We start from the raw sequence: 15,189 nt of genomic DNA on the forward strand, positions 1-15,189 counted from the left end.
GGTATTTCCGAAACCCAGGAGGACCGCATGAACAGCGTTGCACTGGACCACGACAAGTACTCCGCCTACCTGAACCAGCACCTGGTGGCCGCCGACGCCGGCGTCCAGGCCTTCAAGGCCGCAGCCGACACCTGGTCCGGCACGCCTTGGGAGGGCACGTTCAACCAGCTCCACGGGGAACTGGAGGACTCGCACACCAAGGTGAAGGAGCTGATCGAACGGCTCGGTTATGAGGTCAGCACCGTCCGCAACGTCGTCTCCGGTCTGGCCGCCGCCGCCGGCCGACTCAATCCGCTCAACCCCACCCGCAGCAACGACGGCCTGATGACCCAGGCCGAGATGGACGCGCTGGTCGCGGCCGTGCGCGGGCAGCAGATGATGTGGGAGACGCTGCTCGTGCTCACCGCCGTCGACGACCGCTTCAGCGAGGCCGAGTGCCAGGCCATGATCGACCGGTGCGAGGACCAGCGACGGCGCGTGGTGGAGGTCAGCGCCGCGACGGCGCCCGCGCGGTTCACGCTGTCGCCGCCGGAATGACCCCCTCCGCGCGCGGCGGACACGGCAGGTGACGTGACCGGCGCGGGCAGTCCCCGCGCCGTGGCGCTAGAAGTCCGGTTCGCGGCGCTGCAGCAGTTCCTGCGCCTTCGAGGCCGCCACGCCGAACGGTCGTGACCACCAGCGGGAATCGCGCAGCGCGGCCCTCGCCGCACTGAACCCGGCGCCCCCATGGACCCCGCCGCCCGGGTGCGTGGCGGCCGACGCGAGGTAGAGGCCCTGGACGTGCGTGATCGGCCCGCCGAGACCGGAGACCGGGCGCCACGGCCCCTGCTGGAACAGCTGTGACGTGCCCGCGCCAAGGGCCCCGTCGACCAGGCTCGGGTTGGCCCCGGCGAGGTCCTGCGGCGTCTGCACCCACCTGCCCTGCTCCAGGTCCCGCCAGCCGGGGGCGAGGTCGTCGAACATGGCCTCGATGCTCGCCAGCGAGGCTCCTGAGGCTTCGACGGCCACCTCGTCGGCAACCTTCGGCAGGTGCGTGTAGGCCCACAGTGACTCCGTGCCCGCCGGTGAACGCGTCGGATCCGCCGTCGTCATCTGCCCGACGAGCGCGAACGCCCGCTCCGGCACGCGGCCAGTGGCGATGTCGGCGTGCCATCCCACCAAACCCCGTGCGGACAGTCCCGCATGGACGACGGCGGCCTCCCGCGCCCGCGCGGCCCGCCAGGGCATGGGGCCGGCCAGCTGCAGATTGAGCTTGAGCGTGGGCGGGTCCCAGAGGAACCGGTCCATTCGTGCCCGCAAGCCGGCGGGCACGGCGTAGGAGGGCAGCAACTCCTCGTAGAGCGCGGGCGCGGAGACGTCTGCGATCACCGCCCGTCGGGCCCGCACCTCGGTTCCGTCGGCCAGAGCAACCCCGCCTGCCCGCCCGTCGGAGACGATGATGCTGGCGACGGGGGAGTCGAACTCGAGGATCGCGCCGGCAGTCCGCGCGCGGGAGGCGAGTGCTTCGGCGAGCGAAGCCGCCCCGCCGCGGGGGACGGGGAACCCGACCTCTTGGGCCATCATCGACATCAGGAACCCCAACAGGCCACTCACCGGAGCGAGCGGGGAGACGTCGGCATGGGCAGCGTTACCGGCGAGGATGTCGGGACCCCGGCTCCCGCCGAACCACTCCTGCCCCATCCGGTCGGACGGCAGCAGCGCGAACCGCGCGAAGTCCAGCAACCCCGCGGCGCCCAAAACCCGGGCAAGTCTGGCGCCGGCGCCAACCGGTGGCCAGCCCTGAAGCAGCGCGTCGAGGAGGGGTTCCTTCACCCTGTGCCACCCCGAGGTCAGCTTCAGCCAAGCCTCTCCATCGCCCTCGTGGTCAGCCTCCAGCGCGGTCGCCGTGGCCTCCGGCGTCGCTTCCACCACGGTTCCGACGCCGTCAGCGGCGTCAGCGACGTGGACGACGGCGGGGCGGCGGTCGGCCCACACGAGCCCGTGCTCGTCGAGTTCGAGCGACTGCAGCACGGGCGAGGCCTTCCCCAGCGGGTAGCAGGACGAGAAGTCGTCGACGACGAATCCGTCGATGGTCCTGGATGCGACGGCGCCGCCCGGCTTGGCCCGTCCCTCCAGCACCAGCACGTCCCAGCCGGCATCTGCCAGCAGGGCCGCGGCCACCAGGCCGTGGTGGCCTGCGCCGATGACGACGGCGTCGACGGTGCGCGGGCTCATGCCTTCTCGGCGGCCTCGATGGCGGCCCGGGCGAGCGCGTCGGCGTCGTCGGAGTCCACCTGCAGGTCCCGGAAGTCGCCGCGCAGCGCCTTGAGGGCGGTGCGTTCGACGTCGATCTCCTTGCGGGTCCGCACCCCCAGGCGGCGGATCACCTCGATGGGCGGGCACCAGCCCTGGATCGCGTGCTGCAGCAGGAACGCCGGTACGGCGGCGCCGAGCCACAACCACTTGTGCGAGTGCAGCTTCGAGAGCGCCAGGCTGATGAGGATGAGCGTGGAGGCGTTGGCCTCGAGCACCCGCTCGACGTCCCAGGTGCGGTCCAGTTCCAAGATGTGCCGGGTGATGACGTCGGATGGGGCCCCGGCAAGGTCGGTGACCCGCTGCAGGCGTTCCTCGTCGAGCCGGCGGTTCACGTCGGACTGGGTGGAGTGGCGGACGCGGTCGGTTGGATTCATGACTGTTCCTCCTTCCCGGCCAGTCAACCACCGGGCCGAGTCGCCTGCAGGGTTTCGGCCGACCCGCCTCAGCTCAGCGAGGAGTACGCCCCACCGTCGATGACATCGGTGAAACCGAGTTCCTCCATCTGCTCTACGGCGGCGGCGGAGCGATTGCCCGATCGGCAGTAGACGACGTAGACCGCGTCCTTCGGGAGTTCGCTGATTCGGGAGGAGAAGTGGGGTGCGCTGACGTCGACGTTGAGCGCGCCGTCCAGATGTCCACTGTCAAACTCCGCGGGAGTGCGGACGTCGACGACGGTCGCGCCGTCCGCGATCGCCGCAAGTGCGTCACTGCTATCCGCGCAGGCGACGAGGCCGAGCGCTGCGGTCAGGGCAGCCACCAGCGCGATCACGATTCTTCTCAAGTTCATGCGGCGAATCATATACCCCGGCGGGTATGTGTTGTGACGAGGTAGATATCAGTGCCCGAAGCTGTCGGAGTCGGCCAACCGGTAACCGGGGTTCGTGAGCGCGCTCAGGGTGCGGATCTCGTCGGGGGCGAGCTGGACATCAAGTGCCGCGAAGTTCTCGGCCAGCCGCCCCCGGTTGGAGGACTTCGGGATGGGCACAAGACCCTGCCGCAGGTGCCAGGCGAGCACCGCCTGTCCGGGGGTGATGTCGTGCGCGGCCGCCACCTGCCCGACGACTGGGTGCTCGATCAGACCGTTGCCGGCTGCCAGGGGTGCCCAAGACTCGGTGACGATCCCATGTTGTGCGTGGAAATCGCGCTCGTCCGGACGATCGGTGAACGGATTGCACTGGATCTGGTTGACCTCGGGTGCGACGCCGGTGGCGTCGATCAGGCGCTGGAGATGGGCGGGCTTGAAGTTCGACGTGCCGATGGCCCGCACCAGACCGCGCTCGCGGGCCCTGATCAGCCCCTCCCAGGCGCGGACGTAGAGGTCCTGGTCCGGGTTGGGCCAGTGGATCAGGACGAGGTCCGCGTAGTCGAGTCCCAGTCGGGAAAGGTTCGCCTCCACGCCCGCTTCGGCTTCGGCGTGCCACCGGCGGTTGAACTTGGTGGTGACGAACAGGTCCTCGCGGTCCAGGCCCGACTCGCGCACCGCCTTGCCGACGCCCGCCTCGTTGCCGTAGTTCTCCGCCGTGTCCACCAAGCGATACCCGATCTCGAACGCGGTGAGGCACATTCGCTCGACCTCCCCGTCGTCGAGCGGCCACGTGCCGACGCCGATCGCCGGGATGGGTGTTCCGTCTGCGAGAGGGATGGTGCGTGCGTGCGAAGTCATGGTCCCATCCTTGCTGAACGCCGGGCCAGGACGGAGGCTGCTGGACCGGAATACGCGCTGCGTAGCAGAGGTTGAGTGTAGTAGACTCAACTTCAACACCAACCCGGAGGAACCGCCTTGAACACCGAGACGCTGACCACCAAGAGCCGCGACGCCGTCACGTCGGCCGTGCGGCAGGCCCTCACCCATGGCAACCCCAACGCCGAGCCAGAACACCTCCTGCACGGCCTGCTGATGGTGCCCGACAACACAGTCGGGGCCCTGCTCGAATCCGTGGGTGCCAGCCCGAAGAACGTCGACGACGCCGCGGAGGCAGCCATCTCCGCGCTGCCGTCGAGCACGGGGTCGTCCGTGACCCAGCCGGCGCTGTCTGGTGCCTTCGCTCGGGTGCTCGCGTCCGCGGAGACGCAGGCCCAGGAGATGGGGGACCAGTTCGTCGCCACCGAGCACCTGCTGATCGGCCTCGCCACCGTCGACTCCGCGGCCAAGCGCATCCTCGCCAAGGCGGGAGCCGACGCCGCGTCGCTGGCCAAGGCATTCAACGATTCCCGCGGCGGGAAGCGCGTGACGTCGGCGGAGAGTGAGGGTGGCGAGTCCGCCCTGGACAAGTACTCCGTGGACCTCACCGAGGCCGCCCGCGGCGGCAAGCTGGACCCGGTCATCGGCCGCGACGCCGAGATCCGGCGTGTGGTCCAGGTGTTGGCCCGCCGCACCAAGAACAACCCCGTACTGATCGGCGAACCCGGCGTCGGCAAGACGGCCGTCGTCGAGGGGCTGGCACTGCGTCTGGTCGAGGGCGACGTCCCCGACTCGCTCAAGGGGCGCCGGCTCGTCTCGCTGGACCTGGCCTCCATGGTCGCCGGCGCGAAGTACCGCGGCGAGTTCGAGGAACGCCTCAAGGCCGTCCTCCACGAGATCCGCGACGCCGAGGGCCAGATCATCACGTTCATCGACGAACTCCACACCGTCGTCGGGGCCGGCGCCTCAGGAGAGGGCGCGATGGACGCGGGCAACATGCTCAAGCCCATGCTGGCCCGCGGCGAGCTGCGGATGATCGGGGCCACCACCCTGGATGAGTACCGCGAGCGGATCGAGAAGGACCCGGCCCTGGAGCGTCGCTTCCAGCAGGTCTACGTGGGGGAGCCGTCGGTGGAGGACACCGTCGCCATCCTGCGCGGCCTTCGCGAGCGCTACGAGGCACACCACAAGGTCCGCATCACCGACGCCGCCCTCGTGGCCGCGGCGGCACTCTCGGACCGCTACATCACCTCCCGCCAGTTGCCGGACAAGGCCATCGACCTGGTCGACGAGGCTGCCTCGCGCCTGCGCATGGAGATCGACTCCTCACCCGAGGAGATCGACATGCTGCGCCGCGACGTCGACCGCATGACCATGCAGGTGTTCCACCTGGAGAAGGAGGAGGACGAGGCGTCGAAGGAGCGGCTGGCCGCACTGCGCGCGGAACTGGCCGACGAGCAGGAGCGGCTGCGCGGCCTGGAAGCCCGGTGGGAGGCGGAGAAGTCGGGGCTCAACCGGGTCGGTGACCTGAAGGAACAGATCGACCAGCTGCGCATGGAGGCCGACAAGGCGCAGCGCGCCGGGGACCTCACCAAGGCCTCCCAGATCCTCTACGGCGACATCCCCGCTGCCGAGCGGGAACTGGAGGAGGCCCAGGCCAACGACTCGACGCCGTCGATGGTCTCCGAGGAGGTTGCCGACACCGACATCGCCGAGGTGGTGGCCGCCTGGACCGGCATCCCCGTGGGCAGGCTGCTGCAGGGCGAGAGCGAGAAGCTCCTGCAGATGGAGGACCGGATCGGTGCCCGCCTCATCGGGCAGCGCGAGGCGGTCCAGGCCGTCTCCCACGCCGTCCGCCGCTCCCGGGCAGGCATCTCCGACCCCAACCGGCCGACTGGCTCCTTCCTGTTCCTCGGCCCCACCGGCGTGGGCAAGACGGAGTTGGCCAAGTCGCTGGCCGACTTCCTCTTCGACGACGAGACCGCCATGGTCCGCATCGACATGAGCGAGTACTCGGAGAAGCACTCCGTCGCCCGGCTCGTCGGCGCCCCTCCCGGCTACGTCGGCTACGAGGAGGGCGGCCAGCTCACGGAGGCGGTGCGCCGTCGGCCCTACTCGGTGGTGCTGCTAGACGAGGTGGAGAAGGCGCATCCGGACCTGTTCAACATCCTGTTGCAGGTGCTCGACGACGGCCGCCTGACCGACGGCCAGGGCCGCACCGTCGACTTCCGCAACACCATCCTGATCATGACCAGCAACCTCGGCTCGCAGTACCTGGCCGACTCGTTCCTCGACCCGGGGGCCGTCCGGGAACAGGTGATGGGTGTGGTCAGGAAGGCGTTCCGGCCGGAGTTCCTGAACCGGCTCGACGACATCGTGCTGTTCGAGCCGCTGTCGCAGGAGGACCTGGCGCGCATCGTCGAGATCCAGCTGCGCCGGCTCAACCAGCGGCTGGCTTCCCGCCGGATCGTCGTTGAGGCCACCGAGGCCGCCGAGAAGTGGCTGGCCACCACCGGCTACGACCCGGTCTACGGCGCCCGGCCGCTGCGCCGGCTGGTGCAGACCGCCGTCGAGGACCAGATGGCCCGCCGCCTGCTGGCCGGTGAGATCCACGACGGTCAGACGCTCACGCTCGACATCAACGACGCGGGCGATGGCATCGTCGTGAGCTGAGGGCCAAGAGACAAGGGGCGCCCCGCCGAGCAGACAGCTCGACGGGGCGCCTCGGATTTTCAGTCAGCAGCCGTCCCAGCCGAGCCAGTCTGTGGCTTCGCGGGCGATGATCATGCTGATCCTGTCGGTGCCGACCATCGGCCGGCTCAGTTCGAACGAGCTGACGAAGACCAGTTCGTAGCGGCCCTGGTCGACGACGGCGACGTAGACCGGCTCGTATCCGTCCTTGGTCTCCAGCTTCACCGCACTGGCGCCGTAGATGGCCCGTACCTCGTCCAGGGTCATGCCCACCTGCGCCCCAGCCGCGGTCTGCTCACCGGCGCGCGTGAGGATGACTTCCATGACGTAGGCGTTGTTGTTGTAGGTCAGTGCGATTCCGCGGTCGGCCAGATCGCTCGAGACGTCCCAGTACTCGCACACGGAAGTCGACTTCCAGTCGATGTAGCCGAGCTTCTGCAGGTCACTCGTGCGGGCGTTGAGCCCCAGGGGTCCGAACCCGGTGTGCGTCAGCACGGACTGGTCCAGGATGTGGGCCGGCGCGCTCGTGACGGGCGGGATGGTTGGACTGGAGAACAGTACGAGGTTGTTGAACACCCACTTGCGCTGCGTGGAGTAGACCCACCGGCCGCCCACCACGGTCGCGGTGGCGACGTCGGCCAGGATGTAGCTGCGGCAGGCGCCACGCCCCGTGTTCGGGGTGTCGCACTCGGTGCGCCAGCTGCGGCCACTCGAGGTCCACACGACGTTCGGGCCATCGCTGTGGCCCAGGTTGTTGTCCGCCCACGCCGCGCGCGGCGAGGGCAGGTAGGTCAGGTTGTTGAACGTCCAGCCCGTGACGCGCTGGTAGGTGCCCTGGTGGTAGACCACCTGGGTGGCCCAGATCTCGGTCCTGCACCTCACGACGTTGCTGGAGTACATCTCGCACTCGGTGTTCCACAGCCGGCCGTTCTGGATCTGGCCGCCCGGGGTGTCATACACCGAGGCGTTGGCGACGACCGCTCCGGTCCCGATCACCACGACGGCCGCGATGAGCGTGAGGAGCCTTCTGAAGAGCAACATTCCAATCCCCCCTTTGGGATTTGATCCGAAAGGCCTACGGTACGTCCCGGTGGTGCCATTTCAGAGGGCTTTTCGCAATCACTGCACCAGCTGTCGACGCTTCTTCTGGACTGCTCGTTGACTAGGCTGTCCGGTGTCGCCGTGGGAGAGGAACTACATCATGAGGAAGCTCCTGGTGCCGCTGCTGGCGGCCCTGGTGTCCATCGCGGGACTCGTCGCTGCGCCGCCCCCGGCGTCGGCCGCCACGGCGCAGTGGCGCTCGTTCTGGGTGGACACCTGGAACCCGGGGATCTTCGACGCGAGCCAGGTGCGACAAGTGGTGGCCGACGCCAAGGCCGCCAACGCCAACGTCCTGCTCGTGCAGGTGGTGCGGCGCTTCGAGTGCTACTGCAACAAGTCGGACTACCCCCGCACCACAGTCTCCGGCATGAGCCCTGACTTCGACCCCCTCGCCGAGATCATCCGGCAGGGCCACGCGGCCGGGCTGGAGGTGCACGCCTGGGTCAACGTCAACACCTTCTGGTCATCCTCGACCCCGCCGCGGGACCCGGCCCACCCCTTCAACACCTTCGGCCCCACGGCCACAGGGGCCAACCGCTGGCTGAACAAGCGCTCCGACGGTGTGGAACAGGTCGGAAGCAGCTCCTACCTCGACCTCGCCAACCCCGCGGCACGGGCCGACGTCGCACGTAGAGTCGCCTCCATCGTCGAGAACTACGCCGTCGACGGCATCAACCTGGACTACATCCGGTACCCGGATCACAACACGGGTGGCGCCGGCAACCAGTGGGGCTACTCGGAGACCTCGCTGCAGCGGTTCCGTACCGAGACCGGGCGGACCGACAGGCCGACCGGCTCCGACTGGCAGTTCTCCGACTTCCGTCGGGCCCAGGTGACGGCGACGGTCTCAGGCATCCGGGACGCCATCAATCGCGTCGCGCCGTCGGTGGAGCTCTCGGTGAACGGCATCTCCTACGGCTACGGCCCCTCCACCAACAAATCCTGGGAGTCCACCGACCCCTACGCCGCCGTCCTGCAGGACTGGGCGGGCTGGGCACGTCGGGGCCTGGTCGACGCCGTGGTGCTGATGAACTACAAGAGCGAGGCGAGTTCCACCCAGGCGGCGATGTTCGCTTCCTGGAACAAGTTCCTGGCCAGCCTGCAGCAGGAGACGGGCCGTGTAATGGTCTCTGGCCAGGGGCTGTACATGAACAGCATCGAGAACTCACTCAAGCAGGCCCGCGACGTCACCTCACTCGGGCTCGGCTGGTCGGGTTACAGCTACGCCAACGCCAGCGCCGTCGCGGTCGACACCACCTCCCAGTCCACCAAGACCGCCGAACGTCAGGCGCTCATCCGTGGCCTGGCGGCGGGGCCGTTCAAGGAGTGGGCCGCGCCGCCGCTGATGTCGTGGAAGCCCACCGCTTCACGCGACCTCTACGTCATCCCCGGCTACCACGAGATCAACGGCCGCCAGTGGCGAACCGACTGCGAGGCCTACTCGCAGACCCGCCGGTGCCGCACCGACATCCTGGCCACCCAGGTCACCTGGAACGGTTCCCGCTACGTCACCGAGACCGACTGGGTCTTCAACAACCTCACCTACCTGCCGCTGATGACCCGCGCGCAGTGGGCGGGCAACCCCCTGGGCTTCAGTGGGGAGTTCGTCTCCGACGGCCGCCCCTGGCGCACCGAGTGCGACACCCCGGCTACTGGCCGGGGCGGCTGCCGCAGCTCCGTCATGGTCTACGGCATCGTGCAGGCCACCCGCCACGCGAACGGCACCTACTCCTATGAGCGGGTGGACAAGTGGGTGTTCAACAACATGGTGCGCTTCCTGGAACGCTGAGGCGGGAACCCTCAGGCACCCGTCACGAGCCAACCGTCGCCCCGCTGCCGCCACCACAAGGTCCATGACCTGGCCCCCATGAACCCGACGCCGTACGCCAGCCAGAGCCATGCCAGCCCGTCGCCGCCCCCGGGCGCGAACCAGGCGACGGCGAGCGCCAACGGTGCGTAGACCCCCAGGGTGAAAACCCCTGCCCTGGCGAGGTAGCGGCCGTCCCCGGCTCCGATCAGCACACCGTCCATCAGACAGACGTAGGCGGTCAGGGTCAGGGTCGCGCCGACGACGACCAGACCGGCGGATACCGCGTCGCGGACGGCGTCGTCGGGGCTGAACAGCCAGGCGATCTGGTGCCGGGCGGCAATTGTGAGGGCGCCGAGGACCAGGCCCGCACCCACGGACCACCGGACCATCCGCCGGGTGATCGCACGGGCCTGTTCGACGCTCCCGGCGCCCAGTGCCATCCCGATCAGGGTCTGCCCGGCTATTCCCAGCGCGTCCAGTGCGTAGGAGAGGAATCCCCAGACGTTGTAGGTCACCTGGTGACCCGCGAGTGCCACGGCGCCCTTGTTGGCGGCGACCCAGGTCGTGAGGACCAGCGCCGCACGTAGGGTGACCGTCCGCATCAGCAGTGGGGTTCCGACGACCAGGCTGGACCGCATGCCTGTGACCGTCGGGCGCAGCGATGCTCCCTCGCGGCGGGCGCCGCGGCCCACGACCCAGGCTGCGGTGAACCCCATCAGGGTCTCGGCCACAGCCGTGGCCAGCCCTGAGCCGGCCACGCCCATGCCCAGCCCGAACACGAACACGAGGTCCAGCACCACGTTCGTGGCGGCGGCGCCGAAGGCCAGCACCAAGGGGGTGCTCGCGTCAGCCAGACCGCGCAGCGTGCCGGTGGCAGCCAGCATCAGCAACATTCCCGGCAGGCCCGGCAGGGACCAGCGCGCGTAGGCGACGGCGTGGCCGTGCACCTCGCCCGTCGCGCCCAGCCAGGAAGCCAGGTGCGGGGCCGCCAGCCAGACGAGCCAAGCGACGGCGACGGCGAGGGCCAGCGCGAGCCACATCGCCTGCACCCCGAGCTCGAGGGCCCGTCCGCGGTTGCCCGCGCCCAACTGGCGGGAGACCACCGCCGTCGACCCGTATGCGAGGAACACCGCCAGGCCGACGATGGTGGAGGTGATCGTCACGCCGGCGCCGAGCCCCGCCAGCGGGAGGGTGCCGAGCTGTCCGACGATGGCGGTGTCCGCGAGCAGGAACAGCGGCTGCGCGACGAGGGCGGCGAAAGCGGGGACGGCGAGCGCGAGGATGCGCCGGTCAAGCCCCTTGTCGCCCATCTTCCTCCGCTCGCTGGAACGGCTCCGAGTCTAGGCCGGTGGTGGCGTGCGGTTGGCGGCACAACCCCTACGATCGGCTGGGTGATGGGTCTTGAGGAGGCGCCGGTGGTGGCGCATGCGGTTCGCAGCGGTTTCGTGGAGTCGGTGCATCGGGGGATCGGGGTGATCACCTCACCCGCAGGCGACGTCGAGTTCGCCGTGGGGGAGCCCGACACCGTGATCCTCCCGCGCTCCTCCAACAAGCCGATCCATGCCGTCGCGGCTCTCCGCGCGGGCGCGGTGCTCTCCTCGGAAGCCTTGGCCGTCGGGTGCGCCAGCCATTCCGGGGAGGCCGCACACCTCGGGGCGGTCCTGGACTCGCTCGCCGCCAGCGGTCTGGGGGTGCACGCGCTGCGCAACAGCCCCGACTTCCCGCTGGGCGAGGAGGCGAGGCTGGCCTGGATCCGCTCGGGGAGGGGAAAGGAATCGCTGGCGCAGAACTGCTCGGGGAACCACGCCGCGATGCTCGCAGCGTGCGTGGCCTCGGGCTGGGACCTCGGTTCCTACCAGGAGCCGACCCATCCGTTCCAGCGGCTGGCGGCGGAGACCACGGAGGACCTCGGCGGTGAGCGGGTGGTCGCCACCGCCGTCGACGGCTGCGGGGCGGCCTTGTTCGCGATCCCCCTGCTGGCGTTGGCCCGGGCCTTCGGCAGGCTCGCCGGAGCGGTTGGTGGCCCTGAGCGCGCCGTCGCCGACGCGATGCGCGCCCACCCGCACCTCGTGGCCGGGCCCGGAAGGGACGTGACGGCGCTCATGCAGGGCGCTCCGGGACTGATCGCGAAGGACGGCGCCGAGGCGGTCTACGCCGTCGGACTCCCCGACGGTCGCGGGGTCGCCCTCAAGATCTCCGACGGCGGGGACCGCGCCCGCGCGATCCTGCTCGCCCACCTGCTGCGCCGAGCCGGCACCGTCGACGAAGCGGTCCTCCAACGACTGGAGACGGTCCCCGTCCTGGGTCACGGTCGGCCGGTGGGCGCGGTGGTCTGCGCGCTGGACTGACTCCGGGGCCAGAAGAGGCCGGCCGGAGTATCCTTCCCGGCATGCCCGATCGCCTGGTCCCCGACGACACCGTCCCGGGAGCCTTCGCCGTCAGGTTCGGCGACACCTCGCAGTCCTGGGTGGACCCCGCTCGGCCCGACTTCCTCGCCTTCGAGTACGTGCAGCACACGGCGATGCTGCTGGACCACACCATCCTGGATGCCCCTGCCGAGCAGCGGCTGCGGGTGGTGCACGTCGGCGGGGCCGCCATGTCCCTGCCGCGCTGGGTGGCGTGGCGCCGGCCCGGCACCGCCCAGATCGTGTGCGAGCCCGACGTCGAGCTCACCGAGGAGGTGCGGCGGAAGGTGCCCCTGCCGCCACGCTCGGGGATCAAGGTGCGCGACGTCGACGGCCGCACCGGCGTCGCCGCGATGCCCGACGAGTACGCGGACGCGGTCATCGTCGATGCCTTCGACGGGTCGCACGTGCCGGGTGAGCTGGTCACCGCCGAGGCTTTCGACGACGTCCGCCGGATCGGCCGCGGCGCGGAGCTGATCATCTGCAACGTCACAGACCGTGCGCCGTTCCACTGGACCAAGCGCGTGGCCGCGGGCATCCGGCAGCGGTGGCGCCACGTCATCGTCGGTGCGGAATCCCCGGTCCACAAGGGAAAACGCTTCGGGAACCTGCTGCTCGCGGGATCGACGGCGCGCGCGGACCTGGCAGGCATTCGCCGTGAGTCCGGCAAGCTGCCGTTCGGCTACAGGTGGCTCGACGGGCGCGAGTTGACCAGTTGGATCGGTGATGCGGAGGAGTTCACCGACGCCGACACCCAGCCCTCACCCGAGCCGTCGGGCAGCAAGCTCTGGTTCTCCTGACAGGGGCTGACCAGCGCTGCCGCGGGTTCACCAGCGCTTCCGTGGGTTCACCAGCGCTTCCGTGGGTTCACCAGCGCTTCCGTGGGTTCACCAGCGCTTCCGTGGGTTCACCAGCGCTTCCGTGGGTTCACCAGCGCTTCCGCGGGTTCACCAGCGCTTCCTCGGGTTCACCAGCGTTGTTGTCCGACACCAGCGCTACAAGGCTGGTGCCGGCGAACAACGCTGGTCAACGCGTCGCGGCCCCGGCCCAGGTCTCAGGGCACGCTGCGGGGGAGGGACGTCGGCTCGATAGGCTGGGCACATGTCCCGACCCCGCCGCAGCACTGCAGCCGGCACGTCGCCGTTGCGGGTCCTGGTGATGGTGCTGTTGTTCGCCGCGGTCGCGGGTGCGGGTTGGGCTGTCTGGCTCTACTGGGGGAGCGGCATGGTTGCCCGGGGGGCTGCCGACGACGCCGTCGCCCAGCTGCGTGACCGGTGGCAGGCAGCGAGCGACGACGCGGACCCCGGTTCCGCTGACGACGAGGAGTCGCCCCTGGTGGCGAGTCCCGTGGACGGAGTCGCGGAGTGGATCATCCGGATCCCCGCGCTGGGTGAGACCTGGGAGTGGCCGGTGGCCGTCGGGATCGGGGACGAGAGCCTCGCCGAGGCCGTCGGCTGGTACCCGGGGACGTCGCAGCCGGGGCAACTCGGCAACTTCGCCGTCGCCGGCCAGTGCATCACCGGTGCCCAGCCCTTCCGCGACCTGCGCACCATCGCCGTGGGCGACGTCGTCGTGGTGGAGGCCGCCGACGCCATCCACACCTACACGATCACCTCGGCGCCCACTCAGCTCACCGTCAGCGATGACGACCCCTGGGTGCTCGAGCCGGTGCCCGGCCAGGCCGACGCCGAGCCGACCCAGGCGTTCATCACCCTCACCACCTGCGAAGACCTGTACCCGACGCCGGACCGTTCCGTGGCCTTCGGCGTCCTGACCACGACGGAGCCCAAACCATGACCGACAAGCAGACCCTCATCGACGCCGTGCTGGACCTCGCCGTCGTACGCGGCCGAGTCACCCTCGCCTCCGGGAAGGAGGCCGACTACTACGTCGACATGCGCCGCGTCACCCTCGACGGCGCCGCCGCACCGGTCGTCGGACGGGTGATGAACGACCTCGTCGCGGACCTGGAGTTCGACGCGGTGGGCGGACTCACGCTGGGGGCTGATCCCGTTGCCACCGCCATGCTGCACGCCCGCGCCGCCGCCGGCGGCCGCCTCGACGCGTTCGTCGTCCGAAAGGAGGCCAAGGCGCACGGCCTCCAGCGCCGCATCGAGGGCACCGACGTCGCCGGGCGGCGCGTCCTCGTGGTGGAGGACACCTCCACGACCGGAGGGTCGGCGCTGACAGCGGTCGAGGCCGTCCGGGAGGCGGGAGGCCAGGTCGTGGCGGTGGCCGTCGTGGTGGACCGCGGTACCGGGGCGGCCGAGAAGGTCGCGGAGGCGGGGCTGGAGTACCGGTTCGCGCTTGGTCTGGATGATCTGGGGCTGTGAGGCCCCCGTGCCGATACGCTTGTCAACGACCGTGCCCTAAGGAGCTGCAATGGAATTTCTACTTGGCCTGATCGGCGTGATCATCGTCGTCGGACTGATCGCCGTCATCTGGGGAATCAGCGTCTACAACGGCTTCATCAAGGGCCGGAACCTGATTCAGGAGTCCTGGCGCCAGATCGACGTGGAACTCAACCGTCGCTACGAGTTGATCCCCAACCTGGTGGAGACGGTTCGCGGTTACGCCGCCCACGAACGCAACACCCTCGAGCAGGTCACTTCGCTGCGCAACAGCGCCGCGGCCATGGCCAACCAGGCGCACGGAGCACCGAGCGAGCAGCGAGCCGCGATCGAGTCGGAGCTGTCGTCGGCGGTCCGCAACCTCATCGTGTCGGTGGAGGCGTACCCGGAGCTGAAGTCCAACGTCAACTTCCTCGAGCTGCAGCGCGAGCTGACTGACACCGAGGACCGGATCGCCGCCGGGAGGCGGTTCTACAACGCCAACGTGCGCGACTACAACACCCGGATCGAAACCGTCCCGAGCAACATCATCGCGGGCTTCGCCAACTTCGAGAAGGCCACCTACTTCGAGGTCAACGACCCCCAGGTCCGGCAGGCCCCCGACGTGAACTTCGGCGAGATCTCCCAGCGTCCCTCGGGCCAGTACCAGCAGCAGCCGCAGCAACTGCCCAACCCCGGTCAGTACCAGCAACAGCCCTACTCCGCGCCATCGGCCGATCCCGCCGCCCAGCCGCAGTACCAGCAGCAGCCGTACCAGCAGCAGCCGTACCAGCAGCAGCCGTACCAGGAGCAGAACCCCCAGCAGCCGGGCGGCTACCAGCCTCCCTACCGCAACCAGTGACCGACCCACGACGG

General features: G+C 69.7%; 14 protein-coding genes. 8 read left to right on the forward strand and 6 right to left on the reverse strand.

Annotation, left to right across the window (positions count from 1 at the left end; genetic code table 11):
* The first annotated feature begins 27 nt into the window (after positions 1-27).
* Positions 28-537: a hypothetical protein gene (locus LKO27_RS00415; RefSeq protein WP_227734937.1), complete on the forward strand. Its 510-nt coding sequence runs from the start codon at positions 28-30 to the stop codon at positions 535-537.
* A gap of 66 nt (positions 538-603) precedes the next feature.
* Here the strand turns inward: LKO27_RS00415 and LKO27_RS00420 are convergent, their stop codons facing one another.
* From LKO27_RS00420 to LKO27_RS00435, 4 genes are all read right to left on the reverse strand, one after another.
* Positions 604-2,214 (reverse strand): NAD(P)/FAD-dependent oxidoreductase, encoded by a 1,611-nt coding sequence (locus LKO27_RS00420; protein WP_227734938.1) that lies wholly within the window; start codon positions 2,212-2,214, stop codon positions 604-606.
* The gene (locus LKO27_RS00425; protein WP_227734939.1) at positions 2,211-2,669 is read right to left on the reverse strand and encodes a DUF2892 domain-containing protein; all 459 of its coding nucleotides are present in this window, start codon (positions 2,667-2,669) and stop codon (positions 2,211-2,213) included. Before LKO27_RS00425 ends, LKO27_RS00420 begins: the two co-directional genes overlap by 4 nt.
* A 68-nt stretch (positions 2,670-2,737) precedes the next feature.
* Positions 2,738-3,082, reverse strand: a complete 345-nt coding sequence (locus LKO27_RS00430; protein WP_227734940.1) for a rhodanese-like domain-containing protein — start codon at positions 3,080-3,082, stop codon at positions 2,738-2,740.
* Between the two features lie 48 nt (positions 3,083-3,130).
* Positions 3,131-3,958: an aldo/keto reductase gene (locus tag LKO27_RS00435; RefSeq protein WP_227734941.1), complete on the reverse strand. Its 828-nt coding sequence runs from the start codon at positions 3,956-3,958 to the stop codon at positions 3,131-3,133.
* Positions 3,959-4,075: 117 nt separating this feature from the next.
* On the opposite strand from LKO27_RS00435, the gene clpB reads away from it, so the two are divergent.
* The gene (gene clpB, locus LKO27_RS00440; protein ID WP_227734942.1) at positions 4,076-6,649 is read left to right on the forward strand and encodes an ATP-dependent chaperone ClpB; all 2,574 of its coding nucleotides are present in this window, start codon (positions 4,076-4,078) and stop codon (positions 6,647-6,649) included.
* 63 nt (positions 6,650-6,712) lie between these two features.
* Here clpB and LKO27_RS00445 read toward each other — a convergent pair whose 3' ends face one another.
* Positions 6,713-7,708 carry a hypothetical protein gene (locus LKO27_RS00445; protein ID WP_227734943.1) on the reverse strand — a complete coding sequence of 332 codons (996 nt, stop codon included), beginning with the start codon at positions 7,706-7,708 and terminating at the stop codon, positions 6,713-6,715.
* A 160-nt stretch (positions 7,709-7,868) separates the two neighbouring features.
* Between LKO27_RS00445 and LKO27_RS00450 the strand changes: the two genes are divergently transcribed.
* Positions 7,869-9,557 (forward strand): glycoside hydrolase family 10 protein, encoded by a 1,689-nt coding sequence (locus LKO27_RS00450; protein WP_227734944.1) that lies wholly within the window; start codon positions 7,869-7,871, stop codon positions 9,555-9,557.
* A gap of 11 nt (positions 9,558-9,568) precedes the next feature.
* Here the strand turns inward: LKO27_RS00450 and LKO27_RS00455 are convergent, their stop codons facing one another.
* Positions 9,569-10,888, reverse strand: coding sequence for an MATE family efflux transporter (locus LKO27_RS00455; protein ID WP_227734945.1), 1,320 nt, complete (start codon positions 10,886-10,888; stop codon positions 9,569-9,571).
* An 84-nt stretch (positions 10,889-10,972) separates the two neighbouring features.
* Between LKO27_RS00455 and LKO27_RS00460 the strand changes: the two genes are divergently transcribed.
* The 5 genes from LKO27_RS00460 to LKO27_RS00480 all read left to right on the forward strand — a co-directional run bounded on the left by LKO27_RS00460 (position 10,973) and on the right by LKO27_RS00480 (position 15,175).
* Positions 10,973-11,926: an asparaginase gene (locus LKO27_RS00460; RefSeq protein ID WP_227737164.1), complete on the forward strand. Its 954-nt coding sequence runs from the start codon at positions 10,973-10,975 to the stop codon at positions 11,924-11,926.
* Positions 11,927-11,967: 41 nt separating this feature from the next.
* Positions 11,968-12,783: a spermidine synthase gene (locus LKO27_RS00465; protein ID WP_227734946.1), complete on the forward strand. Its 816-nt coding sequence runs from the start codon at positions 11,968-11,970 to the stop codon at positions 12,781-12,783.
* Positions 12,784-13,084: 301 nt separating this feature from the next.
* Entirely contained in the window at positions 13,085-13,780 is a 696-nt protein-coding gene (locus tag LKO27_RS00470) for a class E sortase (protein WP_227734947.1), read from the forward strand.
* The gene (pyrE, locus tag LKO27_RS00475; RefSeq protein WP_227734948.1) at positions 13,777-14,316 is read left to right on the forward strand and encodes an orotate phosphoribosyltransferase; all 540 of its coding nucleotides are present in this window, start codon (positions 13,777-13,779) and stop codon (positions 14,314-14,316) included. The genes LKO27_RS00470 and pyrE overlap by 4 nt, the downstream gene beginning before the upstream one ends.
* Before the next feature lie 49 nt (positions 14,317-14,365).
* Positions 14,366-15,175 carry a LemA family protein gene (locus tag LKO27_RS00480; RefSeq protein WP_227734949.1) on the forward strand — a complete coding sequence of 270 codons (810 nt, stop codon included), beginning with the start codon at positions 14,366-14,368 and terminating at the stop codon, positions 15,173-15,175.
* The last annotated feature ends 14 nt before the right edge of the window (positions 15,176-15,189 follow it).

Origin of the sequence: Tessaracoccus sp. OS52 (assembly GCF_020687685.1) — a bacterium.
Lineage (GTDB): Bacteria > Actinomycetota > Actinomycetes > Propionibacteriales > Propionibacteriaceae > Arachnia.